The 18,227-nt window shown below is 49.5% G+C and carries 18 protein-coding genes; 16 read left to right on the forward strand and 2 right to left on the reverse strand.

Annotated elements, in window-relative coordinates; genetic code table 11:
• Positions 1 to 142 precede the first annotated feature (142 nt).
• Positions 143 to 1,012, reverse strand: a complete 870-nt coding sequence (galU, locus tag HGP28_RS17155) for a UTP--glucose-1-phosphate uridylyltransferase GalU (RefSeq protein WP_168837684.1) — start codon at positions 1,010 to 1,012, stop codon at positions 143 to 145.
• 120 nt (positions 1,013 to 1,132) lie between these two features.
• Positions 1,133 to 1,780, reverse strand: a complete 648-nt coding sequence (locus HGP28_RS17160) for a response regulator transcription factor (RefSeq protein WP_168837685.1) — start codon at positions 1,778 to 1,780, stop codon at positions 1,133 to 1,135.
• 281 nt (positions 1,781 to 2,061) lie between these two features.
• Between HGP28_RS17160 and HGP28_RS17165 the strand changes: the two genes are divergently transcribed.
• From HGP28_RS17165 to HGP28_RS17240, 16 genes are all read left to right on the forward strand, one after another.
• Positions 2,062 to 2,601 (forward strand): single-stranded DNA-binding protein, encoded by a 540-nt coding sequence (locus tag HGP28_RS17165; protein ID WP_168837686.1) that lies wholly within the window; start codon positions 2,062 to 2,064, stop codon positions 2,599 to 2,601.
• Between the two features lie 197 nt (positions 2,602 to 2,798).
• Complete coding sequence (gene csrD, locus HGP28_RS17170) at positions 2,799 to 4,787, forward strand: RNase E specificity factor CsrD (RefSeq protein WP_168837687.1); 1,989 nt, start codon at positions 2,799 to 2,801, stop codon at positions 4,785 to 4,787.
• A 23-nt stretch (positions 4,788 to 4,810) separates the two neighbouring features.
• The gene (locus HGP28_RS17175; RefSeq protein WP_500691554.1) at positions 4,811 to 6,268 is read left to right on the forward strand and encodes a PilN domain-containing protein; all 1,458 of its coding nucleotides are present in this window, start codon (positions 4,811 to 4,813) and stop codon (positions 6,266 to 6,268) included.
• A complete protein-coding gene (locus HGP28_RS17180) occupies positions 6,265 to 6,909 on the forward strand; it encodes a type 4a pilus biogenesis protein PilO (RefSeq protein WP_168837689.1) in 645 nt (214 codons plus the stop codon). The genes HGP28_RS17175 and HGP28_RS17180 overlap by 4 nt, the downstream gene beginning before the upstream one ends.
• Positions 6,902 to 7,231: an MSHA biogenesis protein MshK gene (locus HGP28_RS17185; RefSeq protein ID WP_168837690.1), complete on the forward strand. Its 330-nt coding sequence runs from the start codon at positions 6,902 to 6,904 to the stop codon at positions 7,229 to 7,231. The genes HGP28_RS17180 and HGP28_RS17185 overlap by 8 nt, the downstream gene beginning before the upstream one ends.
• Before the next feature lie 26 nt (positions 7,232 to 7,257).
• Positions 7,258 to 8,922: a pilus (MSHA type) biogenesis protein MshL gene (mshL, locus tag HGP28_RS17190; RefSeq protein WP_168837691.1), complete on the forward strand. Its 1,665-nt coding sequence runs from the start codon at positions 7,258 to 7,260 to the stop codon at positions 8,920 to 8,922.
• A 3-nt stretch (positions 8,923 to 8,925) separates the two neighbouring features.
• Positions 8,926 to 9,786: an ExeA family protein gene (locus HGP28_RS17195; RefSeq protein ID WP_168837692.1), complete on the forward strand. Its 861-nt coding sequence runs from the start codon at positions 8,926 to 8,928 to the stop codon at positions 9,784 to 9,786.
• The gene (locus tag HGP28_RS17200; protein ID WP_168837693.1) at positions 9,786 to 11,102 is read left to right on the forward strand and encodes a tetratricopeptide repeat protein; all 1,317 of its coding nucleotides are present in this window, start codon (positions 9,786 to 9,788) and stop codon (positions 11,100 to 11,102) included. The genes HGP28_RS17195 and HGP28_RS17200 overlap by 1 nt, the downstream gene beginning before the upstream one ends.
• Complete coding sequence (locus tag HGP28_RS17205; protein ID WP_168837694.1) at positions 11,099 to 12,871, forward strand: GspE/PulE family protein; 1,773 nt, start codon at positions 11,099 to 11,101, stop codon at positions 12,869 to 12,871. The genes HGP28_RS17200 and HGP28_RS17205 overlap by 4 nt, the downstream gene beginning before the upstream one ends.
• A gap of 55 nt (positions 12,872 to 12,926) precedes the next feature.
• Positions 12,927 to 14,141 carry a type II secretion system F family protein gene (locus tag HGP28_RS17210; protein WP_168837695.1) on the forward strand — a complete coding sequence of 405 codons (1,215 nt, stop codon included), beginning with the start codon at positions 12,927 to 12,929 and terminating at the stop codon, positions 14,139 to 14,141.
• Positions 14,142 to 14,425: 284 nt separating this feature from the next.
• On the forward strand, positions 14,426 to 14,962 hold the full coding sequence (locus tag HGP28_RS17215) for a prepilin-type N-terminal cleavage/methylation domain-containing protein (protein ID WP_168837696.1): 537 nt from the start codon (positions 14,426 to 14,428) through the stop codon (positions 14,960 to 14,962).
• Positions 14,963 to 15,224: 262 nt separating this feature from the next.
• On the forward strand, positions 15,225 to 15,713 hold the full coding sequence (locus HGP28_RS17220) for a type II secretion system protein (protein WP_168837697.1): 489 nt from the start codon (positions 15,225 to 15,227) through the stop codon (positions 15,711 to 15,713).
• A 227-nt stretch (positions 15,714 to 15,940) separates the two neighbouring features.
• Complete coding sequence (locus HGP28_RS17225) at positions 15,941 to 16,429, forward strand: type II secretion system protein (protein WP_168837698.1); 489 nt, start codon at positions 15,941 to 15,943, stop codon at positions 16,427 to 16,429.
• A complete protein-coding gene (locus HGP28_RS17230; RefSeq protein ID WP_168837699.1) occupies positions 16,426 to 17,013 on the forward strand; it encodes a type IV pilus modification PilV family protein in 588 nt (195 codons plus the stop codon). Before HGP28_RS17225 ends, HGP28_RS17230 begins: the two co-directional genes overlap by 4 nt.
• Positions 17,013 to 17,816: a prepilin-type N-terminal cleavage/methylation domain-containing protein gene (locus tag HGP28_RS17235; protein WP_168837700.1), complete on the forward strand. Its 804-nt coding sequence runs from the start codon at positions 17,013 to 17,015 to the stop codon at positions 17,814 to 17,816. Before HGP28_RS17230 ends, HGP28_RS17235 begins: the two co-directional genes overlap by 1 nt.
• Positions 17,806 to 18,225: an MSHA biogenesis protein MshP gene (locus HGP28_RS17240; protein ID WP_168837701.1), complete on the forward strand. Its 420-nt coding sequence runs from the start codon at positions 17,806 to 17,808 to the stop codon at positions 18,223 to 18,225. The genes HGP28_RS17235 and HGP28_RS17240 overlap by 11 nt, the downstream gene beginning before the upstream one ends.
• Positions 18,226 to 18,227: the final 2 nt, after the last annotated feature.

The raw sequence follows: 18,227 nt of genomic DNA on the forward strand, positions 1-18,227 counted from the left end.
CACAGTGTGAAAATTGCGCAATTGAGTACTGTATATTAAAACAGTAAAAAAGGCGACCTCTTTTGGTCGCCTTGATGATGAAATTCGTAGGGTGATCGTTACTGAATGGATTCTCAAGGGGTTTGAGTATCCACTATGAGTTTCACGCCTTTTGCGTCACGTGTTGACTCAACGCAGCCTTTTTTTCATCTTTGAGATAGAGATTTTGGAAACAGTAATTGGTCGCTTCAATATAGCCTTCAACGCTACCGCAATCGAAACGGTGGCCCTTGAATTTATAAGCTAAAACGCAGCCGTTTTTCGCTTGTTTTAACAGCGCATCGGTGATTTGAATTTCGCCGCCTTTGCCCGGTTCAGTTTGTTCAATGAGCTCAAAAATGTCGGGAGTTAAAATATAGCGGCCAATGATGGCTAAGTTACTTGGCGCGGTGCCAGGCTCAGGCTTTTCAACCATAGTGTCGACGCGGAAAAGATCGTCTTTGATCATCTCCCCTGAAATCACACCATATTTGTGCGTTTCATTCTCAGGCACTTCTTGTACTGCGACAATCGAGCACCGGAACTGTTTAAACAGCGCCACCATCTGTGCCAATACACCTGCCTCTTCATTGACACATAAGTCATCGGCTAAAACTACCGCGAACGGCTCGTCACCAATCAGCTCACGGCCAGTTAAAATCGCGTGGCCCAAACCTTTCATCTCACGTTGGCGAATATAGGTAAAGTGCGCAGAATCAATTAAAGTGCGCACTTCTTCGAGCAGCGCTTCTTTATTGGTGCCGCTGATTTGGTGCTCAAGTTCATAGTTTTTGTCAAAGTGATCCATGATCGAATGTTTACCGCGACCGGTCACAATACACATGCCATCCATACCCGCCTGTATGGCTTCTTCAACACCGTATTCGATAAGTGGCTTGTTCACCACTGGCATCATCTCTTTTGGCATCGATTTAGTCGCAGGAAGAAAGCGAGTGCCGTAGCCTGCGGCAGGGAAAAGGCATTTTTTGATCATGGAATGTCCTATATATGAATAATTAGCCAACTAATATCGCAACAGTCGATCGCGAATATAAAATTATGCTGCAATATAACATATCCCAATGTAAGAGGAAGTTATCCCTTGGTGACAGTTTTACTCATTGAGATGGAGATCTGCCCATGCTGTCGCTTGAAGCCGATTTTTTACTGCCAGCTTTTTATAGATCTGATAAAGATGCGATTTCACCGTGTACTCGCTTATGAACATATCCTCAGCAATTTGATGGTTTGACGATCCATTTTGTAAATAACGTAGCACTTGAATTTCACGAATGGTGAGATCCACCGTAACGGGTGAGGTGTGAGTATCGACCACATTGCGGTAATAGTGCAGTAGCTGACTCGTCACATTGCGCGGAAGCCAGTTGACCCCGTTGACCACTTGATTCAGACCATGAGCTATCTCTTGTGGAGATTGGTCGTGATAAAAAATCGCCTTGAGATCGCCAAAGCTTAATAACGCTTCTGTTGAAAGACGTTGCGGCACGCCAATTAATACGGTTTCAAATTTCTTCCACGCTAAAGGCAGTTGTTTCAATGCCTTCAATAATGCTTGATGTTCACTGTAGTGGAGAAGCAAAATTTTATTGCGATGCTTTGGATTGGCTTTCATAAGTTCTTTAGGTGCAATCGATGGGATCGCTCGTTCAAAATGGTGTTCAATAACCTTTAATTTTTGAGTGATATTAAGAGGGTCAAGCGTGAGCGTATAAATCACACGGGCATAAGATGAGCGGTTCATCACACGGTCCTTAGCTAAATCGTTGCGGCACCTTCATAGTACCGAGCTAGATTTTTTGCGCGAATGAGCGCCGATTCTTTGCGCCTCGATTCATGTTCGCTGGTAAATGAGCAGTAGACTAAGCTCGCCGTCTTGGGGCGAGTTTCTCAGTTTTTTTGTGTGATAAATCAGTGGCTCTGACAAATTGTATTTTTGCTTTGAGCAGAAGGTTTTTTATGCGGTCGAAAGCGTGTTATGCTTGTTGGCTAATTTGACTGTCCCAGACTTGAACGGAGCACAACATGGCTAGCCGTGGAATCAACAAAGTTATCTTGGTGGGCAACCTTGGTAACGATCCTGAAATTCGTTACATGCCAAACGGTGGCGCGGTAGCGAACATTACTATTGCGACTTCGGACTCATGGCGTGATAAAGCAACCGGAGAGCAGCGTGAAAAAACCGAATGGCACCGTGTTGTTCTGTTCGGCAAGCTTGCTGAAGTTGCCGGTGAATACTTGCGTAAAGGCTCTCAAGTTTATATCGAGGGGCAATTGCAAACGCGTAAATGGCAAGATCAAAGTGGCCAAGAGCGTTACACCACAGAAGTTGTCGTTCAAGGTTTTAATGGTGTGATGCAAATGTTGGGTGGCCGCGCACAAGGTGGCGCTCCAATGGGTCAGCAGCAAGGTCAATCACAAGGTGGTTGGGGCCAGCCTCAGCAACCGATGAATCAGCCAGCAGCAAGTCAGCCTTATTCAGCGCCAGCGCAGCAGCAAGCACCGCAATCTGCGCCGCAATATAACGAACCACCAATGGATTTTGACGACGACATTCCGTTTTAAGTTTTGCCGATCTCTCAGAATCGTTAAAAAAAGCCGCCTTGTGCGGTTTTTTTTTGCGATTCAAAACACTGTGTTGATATATTGAGCAGCAGTTGTGTTTCATCGTTCAAAAAAGTGATAGCTCATACTCACATCAGGTTTGAGGTTGATTTGATTGAAACGGTAAAACAACGCCATTCTGCACTAAGGACGAGTGAATGCGTTACACCCCAACGTTAAAGTTGAGTACCCGGCTGGTGGCCTTTGTGACCATGATAGTCATTGTCGCCATGTTTATCCTATTTGTCGGAGGAGCACTCTCTTTTCAGCGTTTAGGGCAAGAATATCTTAAACATCAATTAGAAAATGTCGCTAAGGTGGTTGATCAGGAGTTTGCCAAACCCGATGCAACCGAATCGATTCCCATTTGGTTGCCTAAACTGCTGCAAGCCAGTGGCATTGAAGAGATGACGCTCTCAACCGAACAGGGCGTGATTTACCATTACAGTGAGCACCAAACCCGTGTTCCAGCGCATCAACTGTATGAGACAACCATGTCGCTCGTGCACCATCCTGAGTACCAAATGCGCATTGTGGCGATCCCGCCTTATTTTGGTTTGCGATATTCCGTCGATGGCCTGTTGTCAATTTCTCTTGCCGTGTTGCTGGTCATGTTCTGTGTTTGGCGCGGCTTGCAATGGCTCAAACAACAGCTTTACGGCTCTGAATTGCTTGAAGAGCGTGGGCGAATGATTTTGGCTGGACGTGTTGAGCAGTATGCAAAAGGGGATGAACGTGAATGGCCCTATACCGCCAGTGAAGCCTTGGATCGCTTAATTGAAGAGCTGCGCGATGCGCGACAAGAGCGTAGCCGTTTTGATAGCTTTATTCGGACTCAGACCTTTCTTGACAAACTGACGGGCTCTGCAAATCGTGTGTTATTTGATAGTAAGCTTGAAGCGGCGCTGCACGAAAGTGGCGCGCGAGGCGCGGTGATGCGAGTGAGGATCAAAGATTGGTCGCTGGTCGAGGAGGCTCAGCCGCGCGATGCGCGCGACCAATTTATTGTTGAAGTCGGGCGTTTGCTATCAAATTTGGTTCAACGATTTCCCGATGTGGTGTTTTCAAGGTATTATCGCAGCGATTTTGCGATCATGGTTCCACAAATTGGTGCAAAAGAGCTGGCGTTACTTGCTTCTCAATGCCTGCGTCAGCTTGACCGCTTGGCCCCGATAGCGCCACTTGAGGCGCATAATTGGTGCCACATTGGTATTACGACCTACCGTGAAGGCGAGCCGCATAGCGTTATTGTCGAAGAGGCCGAGAGTGCACTTCGCGCAGCGGAGCTGCAAAACAGCAACCATTGGAGTCGCTACAACAAAACCGAGCATGACAAAGAAGCGCGTGGACGGGTGAAGTGGCGCACCATTTTTGAGTCCGTGTTTCGGCAGCAGCAGATTTTGCTCTACGCCCAAGACTGTTTTTTGTTTCACGATGGCCAAGCTTCGCGTTTGCATCGAGAACTGACGTGTCGCCTGCCTGACCCTGAGCTGGGAGTGCTTAAAGCGTCACGTTTTATATTGCCATTGCGTCAAGTGGGGCTTGAAAAGCAGCTCGATATGGCCGTGTTGGTGCAATTTTTTAGCTTTTTGCGTCAGCAATCGAATTTTGCCTGTAATTACTCACTCAATCTGGAAGTCAGTCCATTTGCTCAGCGTGAGTATTTTAAATGGCTGCGTGATGAGCTACTTCAGCTCACGATTGAAGCGCGAGAAAGCATCAGTTTTGAATTTAGTGAAGGGCATTTGGTTCGTCACCTTGACTACATGCGCCCAGTGATCCGCATGTTACGAGGGCTGGGTTGCGCGGTCGTGGTTGGACAGGCAGGACGAACGATTGTCAGTACCCACTACATTAAAGATCTTCAAATTGATTATCTCAAGCTGCATCGCAGTTTGATTAAGCGAATCGAACAGCGCCACGAAAACCAGCTGTTTGTGCGCAGCATGCTTGGCGCAGGGGCGGACACCCAAGTCAAAATCATCGCAGTCGGTGTGGAGACTGAACGCGAGTGGCAAACCTTACTGGAGCTGGGCGTTCATGGCGGACAGGGGCGTTATTTTTCGGCCGAAGAGCCTCTATTTCCTCTTATCGCCGCCAACAGTCAGGTTCGAATTGGTCGGCGTAATCGCTGGCGTAAAAAATAGGTAATGAGTACATCGTGACAAATATGCTGAAAAAGTGGTTCACCAAATCTCAACAAGGGGAGGCGGGCGTCATTGCGCTGCTGGCAGAGGCGGTTTATTGGCAAGACAGCCAAGGCGAGTTGCATACGTTTCCCATCACGGCCACCCCAGGGGCCCCAAGCGATTGGACTCAAGCGCTTAATGCCGCCTTGGAAAAGGTCAAGCCGCATTCACGCCACCTGACGGTGCTGCTGGGAAGCCATTATTACCAAGTGCTGCAAATCGATAAGCCTAAAATTCCCAGTGCAGAATGGCCCAAAGCGTTACCTTATTTGTTGAAAGATCTGCTGAGTGAAAAACCAAGCGAAGTGGTGGCAAGCGCCGTGTCATTGCCTTTTGGAGGCAAGATCCAAGCGTACGTTTTAAGTAAATCGATTTTAAATCCACTGCTGCGCTGTTTCGATGAACATCAATTTACCCTCAATGCGCTACTGCCGGATGATGAGATCTGGGGCTATAGCAGCGATGAACTTGCCAACTTTATGCTGTTGCAGCGCAGTGACGCAGGTGCCTACAAACTGAGCGCATTTGTCGCCCATGTTCCCGTTTTTCAACGCACATTGCGCGCCATATTTGGCCCGTTGACGGGCGAAAATGGCAGTGAATCTCAGCTCGATACTGTGGCGCTTGAGCTGCAGCGTTCGATGGATTACGTCTCTGCGCAAGCCAAGGGCGTAGCGTTTAATCAACTGAAAGTGTGCTGCGATGGTGAAGAGATCGCCGAATTAGTTGATGCACTCAATGCGCGTTTGATTGCCAAAGTGACGCCACTGCAACAGGCGGCGCTTGATGATCCCAGTCACTTGCAGCGTTCGGTGCAACGTCTGCTTTGCAGTGCTAAAGCATCACGCGAGATCGCGCTCGATCTCTATCCCGAGTCCCTGCGCCCTCAGCGTCAACGTATGACTTTGCCCGCGGTTGCGCTTGGCTGGGCGGCTTTGTTTGTGGTGCTGAGCGGCTATTCAGGCTGGCTTAGTTATCATCATGCGCAGCTTGAGCAGCAAGTCACTCAGCAAAAACAGCAAAATAGCGCACTCTCTACTGAGCTTGAGCAGATAAACCAAGCGGTGGCGAAGCACCAAGCCGATCCGCAAATTAATGCGGCAATTGCGCGCGTGCAACAAGACATTCAAGGTAAGCGAGATGCGATAGCGGTGATTAGCGATTATGAAACGCGCGATCACGGTGGTTACTCAGATGTGTTGTATGCGCTGGCCAATCTGCCAAATCAGCGAATCGCATTAACTCAAATTTCCATGAGTCATCAACAGTTTGATCTCCAAGGGGAAGCATTGAGTGCCAGTGCAGTGCCTGAATGGGTTGGTGAATTTAAACAACAGGTGGCCTTGGTCGGACGCAGTTTTGAGTCCGTCACCATTCGTCGGGATGAACAAACGCGAGTCTGGTTTGAGCTGCGCTCGCAGTCACAGGAGGCCAAATGAAACAGCGTTGGCAGCAGTGGTGTGACGCCTTTATTGGCTTAAGTGTACGCGAGCGCGGTTTGATTGCCCTTTTAGGGGCAACGGCGATTGCGATGAGTGGCTTCATATTGATGATTGAAGCGCAGTGGCAGCAGGGCCAGCAGCTTCGCAGTCAACAAGCGCAAAATGAGCAGCAGCAGCGCCGCATTCTGGCGGAGCTGGAAATCGGCCGCGCGCAGCTGCAGCGCGACCCTAATCGAAGCCTAAACCAACAACTCGATGGGTTGCTCAAACAGAGCGAGCAATTATCGCAAGACTTACTGGCGCAGACCGATAAATTTGTCTCCCCTGCAGAAATGGCGGCGTTGTTAGAGCGAGTACTTAGTGACAACCAAGGCGTGAACTTGTTGTCGATCACCTCATTAAAAGCGCAGCCACTGCAAAGTGACGGTTTAGGCCAAGGGAATTACTATTTGCATCCGGTGAGGTTGGAATTAAGTGGTCGTTATTTTGCGATAGCGGAATACCTCAAGACACTTGAAAACCTACCCGTTCGTTATTTTTGGCGTCACTTTGACTACCAATTGCAGCAATATCCCAACGCCAAAGTCACGCTTGAGGTGTACACATTAGGCACACGTGAGGAGTTTATTAGTGGGTAAGTGGGCATTATTACTATTGTGCGGCTTAAGTGGGGCTGCCGTTGCTGCGATGAGCGACCCGACGTTGCCACTGCGCCTGAAAGGGCAAACAACCGTGAAAGCAACCACCAAAAAAGCTGCGCCTCTTCCTCGACTCGAAGCGATCACTTGCCGCGATAACGCAACCTGCAGCGCGACGCTTAACGGCCAATTGGTCAAGGCGGGGCAGACAGTGCGAGGCGGTTACAAAGTGGCCAAGATTGACGATGGCACGGTGATCTTAGAGCGGCGTCAGCAGCGTTGGCAGTTAACTATGTTTGGTCAAAACGTATTACAACAATAAAGGCGATAAAAAGAATGCGAAACAGTATGGTGAGATTAGTGGCGGTTTCTCTCACAATTGCGTTGGCTGGCTGCGCAATGGGCCATCGAGATCCTGTTGAGATAAAACAAGTTTTAAATCAGTCGATCAATGAAATGAACAGTCGAGAGCTGGACGCCTTGCCACCATCGGTGCAAAGCGATTTGATGCCAGAGCTGCTCAGTGAACGCTTGGGTAACAGCAAAACCATCAAGCGGTTTCGCGTTCAGGCTAATAATGTGAATGCCAAAGCCTTCTTTGCTTCTTTAGTTGACGGCACCGATTACAGCGCGGTGATCCATCCTGATGTCAGCGGCAACATCACCATGAACATGAGTGATGTCACTTTGGATGAAGTGCTGGCCGTGGTGCAAGACATGTATGGCTATGAGATCATCAAAACAGGCCGCGTTGTGCAAGTCTTCCCTGCGGGGCTGCGCACCGAAACCATTCCAATTGATTACTTGCAATTAAAACGCACTGGCATTTCGCTGACCAGTATCGTGACAGGCTCGATCACGGACTCCGACAGCAACAGTAGTAGCGGCAGCAGTGACGATGATGACGATAGTGACAGTGACTCAAGCAGCAGTGGTAACGGCGGTAATGGCACCAGCACCACAGGTGGCACTCGCATTGAAACAGTCACCGAAAGTGATTTTTGGCCGATGCTACAGCAGGCTGTCAGCGCGATTATCGGCCAAGGGCGTGGGCAAAGTGTAGTGGTGACGCCACAAGCCAGCGTGCTGACCTTACGTGCGTACCCGAATGAAATTCGAGAAGTAAAACGCTTTTTGGGGATCTCGCAGCAGCGTATGCAGCGCCAAGTGATCCTTGAAACCAAAATATTGGAAGTCACCTTAAGCGATGGTTACCAGCAAGGGATCAATTGGTCGAATCTGTCGGCATCGATTGGCGGAACCGATATTGTACTGGACAGATTGTTACCTGGCGGTGGTTCAGGCAGCGCATTATTACCGCCATTGGATGCGATTGGTACCTTGCTTGGTGGGCAAACTAACTTGACCATTTCAGATGGCAATTTTGATGCAGTGATGAGTTTTATGGCGACACAAGGCGACTTGAATGTGTTATCAAGCCCTAGAGTCACCGCAGCGAACAACCAAAAAGCGGTGATTAAAGTGGGTACAGACCAATATTTCGTCACCGAAATGTCGAGCCAAGCGGGCAACGGCGAAAACTCGGTCGCTGTCCCAGAGGTCACTCTCACCCCTTTCTTTTCTGGTATTTCGCTCGATGTGACGCCGCAAATCGATAACGAAGGCAACGTCTTTTTGCACGTTCACCCCTCGGTGATTGATGTGCAAGAAGAGTTAAAGCAGCTCAACTTGGGACAAAATTTTGAAGATGTCACATTGCCATTGGCGAAAAGCTCAATTCGTGAGTCGGATTCAGTGATCCGCGCTCGTGATGGTGACGTGGTAGTGATTGGTGGTTTGATGAAGTCGCAAAATGTTGAGCAGGTGAGCAAAGTGCCGTTTTTGGGCGACGTCCCAGGGCTTGGCAACTTATTTCGCAATATTGCCAACACCACGCAAAAGACCGAATTGGTGATCTTACTGAAACCAACGGTGGTTGGCGTCAACTCGTGGCAAAAGGAGCTTGAGCGCTCTCAGGAGTTGCTGCAAGAGTGGTTTCCGGAGTCAAAATAAACCATGTACTTAGCGCACTTTGGTTTTCAACTGGCACCGTTTTCGCAAACGCCCAATACTGAGCTGTTTCTGGCTTTGCCGCCGCATTATGAGGCGCTGCAGACGGTGTTGGGCGCTTTGGCGATGGGCGAGGGCATGATAAAGCTCACAGGCGAAGTCGGCACCGGAAAAACCATGCTGTGTCGTATGTTGATTGCCCAGCTTGAGCAGCCCTCAAATGATCTCAGTGACACCACGTTAGTTTATCTGCCAAACCCTGTGTTAACTGGCGCGCAACTGCAACGCGCGGTGGCGCGTGAGCTGGCGTTAAACAGTGATGATGATGTCAGCGTGGTCAGTGATATTCAAGATGAGCTGATCCGCTTGCGTCAGCAAGGCCGCAAAACCGTACTGCTGGTTGATGAAGCGCAAGCGCTGTCCGATGAAGCGCTGGAAACATTGCGCTTGCTCGGTAACTTGGAAACAGAACAAGAAAAATTACTGCAAATGGTGCTGATTGGTCAGCCAGAGCTGGATATGCGTTTGCAGGCGCATCACCTGCGCCAATTGCGCCAACGCATTAGCTTTATGGCGACATTACGACCTTTAAACCGAGCCGAAACTGAACTTTATATTGAAAAGCGCATCAGCCAAGCGGGGGCAGTTCGCCCATTGTTGTCACTGGCACAAAAACGTGCGATTTGGCGCGCGTCGCAAGGAATACCTCGATTGATCAACCAACTTTGCCATAAGGCACTGATTTTGGCTTGGCACCAAGGCCAGGGAAAAATCAGCAATTACCACCTGTGGACCGCAATGCAAGAAACTTATGATGTCGCGAAACCGCGTTTTTATACCCCAAGATTGTGGAGTTGGAGCCGTTAATGAGCGAGTTAAATAAAGCCTTAAACAGTTTGGCGCCAAAGCGCGATGGTGCAATTACCCCACTTACCGTAACCTCCACCGCAAAGGGGCAAAGTGGGCTTAAAACAGCCCGCATTGCTGTTGGCATTGGCGCGACACTTGCGGTAGGCATTGGCGCAGGTTGGTGGCTCGGTCAGGGTGGCATGGTCAGCACCAGTGCTACGCAATTGATGGTGTTAGAGGCAGAGACAAACACTGGTGCGCCGCAAGGCGCACCTCGAAGCCATACTCACTCACCCACCACTAAAATGCTCAGTGATTCTGAGCCATTACAAGATGATCCGCTGCTGGCGTTTATCGAACCGACACCTGAGCAACAAGTGCTCATGGCGGCAGCAGAAAAGATGAGTGAGCCACTTCGCACTCAGGATGACTTAAAGAATACCCAGCGGTTGAAGGCTGACCCATTGAAAGCAGAGCCGTTAGAGGCTGATCCGCTAGAAACTGAGCGCTCTATAGCGACCCATCCTGCGGGCGAACCACTTGCACCTGCTGTGCCGGTTGTCGCGGCGGTGCCTTCTGACGCGTCAGCAAAAGCTCCCGCGCTTGAGACAAGCCGCGCTCCAGCCAACGCCAATTTGCCGCGTGAGCCAGAGCCAAGCTCTGCAAATCGCGCGCATGCAGAACAAACGCCACAGGATGTTTCGCTGGCTCCTGAGGCGTCACACATGACAGTAGAGCAGGTGTCACTCACGCCTGCGCAGCTCGCCAAAACCGCGCTCGAGCAGGCTGAAAAGGCGCTCGACAGTAATGATCTGTTTACTGCCATGAGCGCGTTTGAAGAAGCGTTACGCTACCAACCCGAGAATGAAGTGACGCGGCAAAAATTGGCGGCGCTGCACTTTGGCAAACAAAATACGCGTAAAGCGTTTGAGCTGTTGCAAGCGGGCATTGACCGCGCGCCAGAGGGAGAAACTTTGCGCCTGGCGTTGGCGAAATTGCTGATCAAAGCTGAGCAACCCGCTGTCGCCTTAACGCCTTTAGTGTATCTGCCTGAGATACCAAGCCGAGATTATCTAGCGATGCGCGCCGCTTTGGCGCAGCAAAATACGCATAACGCGATTGCACGCGAAAGCTATCAGGCGCTGACCCAAATGGAGCCAGAAAATGCACGCTGGTGGCTCGGGTTGGCGATTCAACAAGAACGGGACAAACAGTGGTCTCAGGCGATTGACGCTTATCAGCAGGCGTTGAAAAAAGTCGGCATTTCCAACCAATCACAACAATTTGTGCAAGAGCGACTGGCGCTGCTGACGCAGTATGGAGAAGCGTCATGAAAGTAAAATTGACCAAACGTTTGGGCGATCTGCTGATTGAAGAAGGGATTATCACCCAAGCTCAGTTAGAGCATGCGTTGGGCGCGCAGCGCACCAGTGGCCGAAAATTGGGTGATACGCTGATTGACCTGGGCTTTTTAAGTGAGCAGCAGATGCTGAGCTTTTTGGCCCAACAGCTCAATTTGCCGCTGATTGATCTCAATCGAATGCAGGTGGATGCCGAGGCCGTACAGCTGCTGCCCGAAGTGCATGCTCGTCGCCTTCGCGCTATGGTGATCCGCCGTGATGATGACACATTGCGCGTGGCAATGAGCGATCCGGCTGACTTGTTTGCTCAAGAAGCCTTGGTTGGTGTGCTTGGGCAATATCAGCTTGAATTGGTGATTGCGCCAGAGCGTCAATTGGTTGATGGTTTTGACCGCTATTATCGGCGTACTAAAGAGATCGCCTCATTTGCTGAGCAGTTGCAAGCTGAGCACCAGATTGATGATGCGTTTGATTACAATATCGAAGACGATGACAGCGATGAAGTCACCGTGGTTAAGCTCATTAACTCGCTGTTTGAAGACGCGATTCAAGTTAATGCATCCGATATTCACATTGAACCCGATGCGAAAGTGTTGCGCCTGCGCCAGCGTATTGATGGCGTATTGCACGAAACCCTGCTCAATGAAGTCAATATTGCCCCTGCGCTGGTTTTACGCTTAAAACTGATGGCAAATCTCGACATATCCGAAAAACGCTTACCCCAAGATGGTCGCTTCAACATTCGCGTTAAGGGGCAGTCGGTTGATATTCGTCTCTCAACTATGCCGGTGCAGCACGGTGAATCTGTGGTAATGCGTTTGCTCAACCAGTCTTCAGGGTTGCGCCCATTGGAAGAGTCCGGTTTGCCAACCGAACTGCTAGCGCGACTGCGCCGTCAGTTGCGCCGTCCTCACGGCATGATTTTGGTTACAGGGCCAACGGGCTCAGGCAAAACCACCACACTGTATGGCGCGTTAAATGAGCTCAATGTGCCGGGTAAAAAGATCATCACTGCTGAAGATCCGGTGGAGTATCGCCTGCCGCGGATCAATCAGGTGCAGATCAATACCAAGATCAATTTGGATTTCTCCACCGTGCTGCGCACCTTTTTGCGCCAAGATCCCGACATTATTTTAATTGGTGAGATGCGCGATCATGACACGGTTGAAATCGGTTTACGCGCCGCGCTGACCGGTCACTTGGTACTAAGCACGCTGCACACCAATGATGCGGTAGACAGTGCGCTGCGCATGATGGACATGGGCGCGCCGGGTTATTTGGTGGCAAGCGCAGTACGCGCCGTGGTCGCGCAGCGTTTGGTGCGCCGCGTGTGCCCCGACTGCCAAGAAAAAGAGGCCGCGCAAAGCCATCGCGCGGCTTGGCTGAAAGCGCGTTTTCCCAATCAAATTGAACACAGTTTTACGCGTGGCCGTGGCTGCCAACGATGCAACTTAACCGGATATCGCGGCCGAGTGGGTGTATTTGAAATGCTCGAGCTTGATAGCGCAATGATGGACGCACTGCGCGCAGGCGATGCGGTGAGTTTTGCTCAAATCGCTCGTCATTCGCCAGACTACAAACCTTTGATTCATTCTGCGATGGAGCTAGCAATGCAAGGGATCACCAGTCTTGATGAAGTGATGATGCTGGGTGAGGGGGATGCCAGCGGCGCAACCGATCCTATCTATTTAGACAGCGCCGTTGCCAATGAGCAGCGGATCACGTTGGCGTTTGAATCATGAGAGCGCTAACCATCAAGCCGTTGGTCTTTTCGGCATTTGCATTGAGGGGCGTGCGATGAGTCAATTTCACTATCGTGGCCGCGCTCTCAATGGCGATCTGGTTCGAGGCGTCATTGATGCCGCGGATCAAGACGCAGCAACAGAGGCGCTGTTTAATAAAGGGATCATCACGCTGTCGCTAAAACGAAAAGTCGGTGGTCATGCTCTGGATCTAAGTTCGTTATGGCAGCGCGGCGTGCCGCTATCGGTTTTGGTGATTTTTTGTCGTCAGCTCTACAGCTTAGTGAAAGCTGGAGTGCCTTTGCTGCGCGCGATGCATGGCCTGACTCAGCATTGCGACAACAAGGTGCTCAAACACGCACTGGATGATGTGGTGGCAGAGCTGACCAACGGACGCGCGTTATCGGTATCAATGCAGCGGCATGGGCGTGTGTTCAGCCCGCTGTTTGTGTCGATGATAAGCGTTGGGGAAAATACCGGTCGGCTCGATCACGCGCTGCTGCAATTGGCGCAATATTACGAACAAGAGTTAGAAACGCGCAAACGCATCAAATCGGCGATGCGTTATCCGACGTTTGTACTCGCGTTTATCACATTGGCGCTGTTTGTTCTAAACCTCAAGGTGATCCCGCAATTTAGCAGCATGTTTGCCCGTTTTGGCGTTGACTTGCCGCTGCCAACTCAAATTCTCATGGCGACATCGAACTTTTTTGTCGAATACTGGCTGTGGCTCATCGCCGCCATGGCGGGAATGGGTTTTGCGTTTCGCGCCTGGATCGCAACCGATGCCGGACGCGAGCGTTGGGATAAAGCGCGACTCGGGTTACCCATTATTGGCGCCATTGTGAACCGCGCGCAACTGTCGCGTTTTTGCCGCACCTTCTCATTGATGCTGGGAGCTGGGGTGCCTTTGAACCGCGCGCTGGCGCTCTCAGGTGAAGCGCTCGGCAATCGCTATTTGGAGCGTCGCGTGTTGGAGATGAAAGCGGCAATCGAAGCGGGCAGTACCGTCTCTTCTACTGCGCAAAACAGCGGCATATTTACCGCCTTGGTGCTGCAGATGATGTCGGTGGGGGAAGAAACGGGGCGTATTGATGAATTGCTGCTGGAAGTGTCTGATTTTTATGATCGCGAGGTCGATTACGATCTCAAAACCCTCACAGCGCGCATCGAACCTTTGTTGCTCAGCTTTGTTGCATTGATCGTTTTGATCCTCGCTCTCGGTATTTTCTTGCCAATGTGGGGCATGCTGGATATGATGAAGTCCTAGCCTTACAAAGTGTGATATCGCTTCAAAAACAATGCCTTTTGTTGATTGTTTGTTCATTTTTGATGCGTTATTTGCATGAAAAACCACCAGTGGAAACAGTGGTTTTTTTTTGATTCTGCGGTATCCATCAGCATTGTCACTGTAAAACAGTGAGCTAACGCCATGGTTTTACCTAGGGTTTGTGGTAATTTTTTGCAATAACTTCTTGAATATCATCGTGATGCTCTTGACGAGCAAGTGCGTTTTGACGGTTCAAGTTTGCGCTATTTATCGGGAGTATAAAAATGAAAAAACAAGCGGGTTTTACCCTAATTGAATTGGTGGTGGTGATTGTGATTCTCGGCATTTTGGCCGTGACGGCAGCGCCGAAATTTTTAGATTTACAAGACGATGCGCGTGATGGCGTATTAGAAGGCTTACGCGGTTCGATTGTCGGTGCCATGAGTATTTCATACGGTCGTGCGGCAATTAATGGTATTGAGTCGAAAGCATATGCGGCTTATACCAGTGAGACAGACAAAGGCACAGTCATTGACGGTATTGGACACAGCTATGGTTACCCGACAGCTAGTTCAGATACATCATTAAATCTTGGTGGTATTTTTCAAACACTAGAACTATCTGACGATGATTTTGCCGTGTTAGGCAGCAGTTCTGGTTCGTCTAATAGTCCGGCCAATACTTGGATTGACATTGGTCTTGTTGATTACACTGATAGCTGTGTACGTTATACCGCGGCAACGTCAGATACTTTAGCAACAGCTAAAATTATAGCTGATGGTAAATGTGGTGTTGCTGATCCTGCTCCTGAATCTAATTAGTTCAAATAAAACATATAGTTATTTTGCTTTTTGATGCAAGCATTGTAATTTAGTATCCACTAAGCTTTCACTTAGTGGATACTTCCCTACGTCATCAACCATAACTTTCTATTTCTCACCGAAAAAAAGTGATCTAATACTATGGTTTACCTAAGATTGTTAGGTTATTTTGCAATAACATATTGAATATCACCGCGATATTTTTGATGGATTCAATGCGTTGTGATGATTTAAATGCGTGGTATGTATTGGAAGTACATAAATGAAAAAACAGGCGGGTTTTACCCTGATTGAATTGGTGGTGGTGATTGTGATTCTCGGCATTTTGGCCGTGACCGCTGCGCCTAAGTTTTTGAACCTGCAAGATGATGCGCGTGACGCATCGCTTGAAGGCTTACGTGGTGCAATTGCCAGTGCCATGGGGATTTCTTACGGCCGTGCGGCAATTGAGGGAATCGAGACCGTACAGTGGACAGAGAGCGTTAGAAATAAGATTGATGATGTTGAGCACTCGTTTGGGTACCCAACAGCCGATGATCCGAAAGGTATTGGTCAGGCGATTGATAAATCAACGGATTTTATTCATTTGCAAACCGCAAAAAATTATATGTGGATCACTTATGGCTTTGAAAATTACACCGATAATTGTGTTCTTTATCATGCGGCTAAAGATGAACACACTCCCGCGACAGTTAAAATTTTAGATAAAGCCGGTCAAACGGGTGAGTTCTTAGATGCTTGTAAAAAATGATCACTCTAAATAGCATAATGGCAGTTATCAGTTCAATCGGTATGGAAAATGCTCAGGATGCATTTTCCATAATTTAAATGTATTTGGCATCAATTCGTTGTCTTGTTGTGGCAAGTGAGCATGCTGTTAAACATCATTTTTGAGCACGGAACGTTTCACGTTTATCTTTGAGGCTACGATAGCCTTTTTGCATTATTCACCTTATCTATTCATAACAGCGGTTTGTGATGATGACAGCAGTAACGCCGACCTTAAATCGACACCGCGGATTTACCTTAATTGAACTTGTCGTGGTGATCATCCTGCTTGCGATTGTCGCAGCCTTTGCGGCCAGCCGTTACGCTGGCGTGGAATCTGTCTCCCCCTTTGCCGCGCAGCAGCGCGCGATAGCCATCATCAAGCAAATTCAACTGGCGCGAATGCAATCAACCGCCTCTGAAAACAGTAACGCGCAATTTCAACTTCAGCTTGGGCCAAACTGCTTTGGCGCTAAAGCCGCCTGCGTTAGTGACAACAGCTCAATGGCAATGGCGCTTGAAGGCCTGACGATAAAACCCTTAGGCTTAGTGATTGAATTTGATCTATTTGGCTCGCCCAAACTGGCCACAGGCGAGAGCTCAGGAAATATCACGATTGAGTTTCAATCTAGCGCTGGCGTGAGCGCGTCATTGTGCCTCAATTCAATTGGCTTTGTTGCCGTAGGAGCGTGCTCATGATGATGCGCCGCACTCACGGTATGACGCTGATTGAAAGCATTATTGCGCTTTTGGTGCTCGCGATTGCCATCAGTGCGTTAATGGCTAACTTTTTACCTCAAGTGCGCGATTCCGCCAGTGCGCATTATCAAACTCGCGCCGTGATGCTCGGGCAAAGCTTTTTAGAGCAGATCATGCAGCGTGCCTTTGATGAGCAGAGTGTGGACATTGTTGCTAACGATCCGTTAGCACGCTGTGGCGAAAATAGCACCGCTTGTACTCCGGCGAATGCTCTTGGCGCAATAGAAAGTGGCAGCGCCGAGGCCGTGGCTTACTTTGACGATGTCGATGATTACATCGGTTGTTGGTACAGCGCCGGCACTCAAAATGAGTGCAGCGCGCCTCGTTACCCTATCAGCAATGCGCTGGGCGAGAATGCCGCAGCGCAATACGCCAATTTTCGAGTTGAAATAAAGGTGTTTTATGACGCTGATTTTGATGCCAAGCCAGATGCCGCTATTGGGCCAATGAAGCGAATTGAGGTGAGCGTGGTTGGCGGTCAATACGGCAGCTATACCTTAAACGCCTATCGAGGGAATTTCTGATGCTTAGTGGTAAAACAGCGCGCTTTTCTCTCGGTTTGCGTAAAGGTTTCAGTCAGGGTTTCACCTTGGTTGAATTGGTGCTCACACTGGTGGTGGCAAGCGTGATGGTGCTGGGCATCACTGGCATTATTGAACTGGCCTCACGCGGCTATGTTGATACGGTCGATAGAGAGCGAGTGCAAAGTCAGGCGCAATTTGCGCTAGAGAAGATGATGCGTGAGTTACGGCATTCTGTGCCCAACAGCTTTGACACTCGCGATAACGGTCGCTGCCTTAAATTTATTCCGATCAGCGACGCTGGCTTTTACGCGCGCGTAAATGATCAATTTCAGTTTATTTTGGCCAAGCAACACGACTTTAACGGCCCACTGGCGAATGATTGGCGTTTGATTGTCAATCCAACTCGATACGAGGATGTGAAAAATAAAAGTGTCAGCGTTGCGGGTTTGGAAAAAGAGGGGGTTGATCCCAATGTGCCTTATTCGGGTCATTTCACTCTCAATAGCTCAAATGTCATCGGTGATTCTGTGGCTCAGCGGGTTTACCTCTTCTCGCACAACAATGAGGTTGAGTATTGTCTGGTGACAAGCAGCGCGGCGGCGAATACCCTCGGACGCTTGACTCGCTCTCAAGCGGGCAGCACTCACACCTTGGCAGAAGATGTGGCGGCAAGCGAGAGCGAGTTTGAATATTTACCATCAAGTTTGAATCGCGTTGGAATGATCAATTTGACATTAACGCTAGAGCAAAACGGTGAGCGCAGTGTCTACCAGCAAGCAGTGGCGGTGAGTAATGTGCCTTAATCGCAAACAAAGCCAAGGCAATGTGTTGATCGTTGCCATTTTCATTTTGGTCGTGGTCGGATTTTTGGCCACCACCTTGACCAATATTCGCTGGAGTCACCATGATAGCCTGACTCGCGAGCAGCTCGGCGCGCAAGCCTTGATGGCGGCAGAATCTACCCAGCAGTGGGCCTTAACTCAGCTTTACCCGCTCAATCAAGTGGCCGATGTGGTAAGTAGCTGCGCTGCGCTCAATAGCGCGGCAGTTCCCAATCTCACCATTAACACACCATGTCAGCGCTCGACACTAACATGCCAAGCGGTGGGCGAGTTGGAATCACAAACGTTCTATCGACTGACTGCCACCGCCGAGTGTGGCAGCGGTGCGTTTTCGGTCTCCCGCAGCCAGCAAGTGTGGGTGAAGGAGTAAAC

Source organism: Vibrio agarilyticus (genome assembly GCF_012641465.1).
GTDB classification, from domain to species: domain Bacteria; phylum Pseudomonadota; class Gammaproteobacteria; order Enterobacterales; family Vibrionaceae; genus Vibrio; species Vibrio agarilyticus.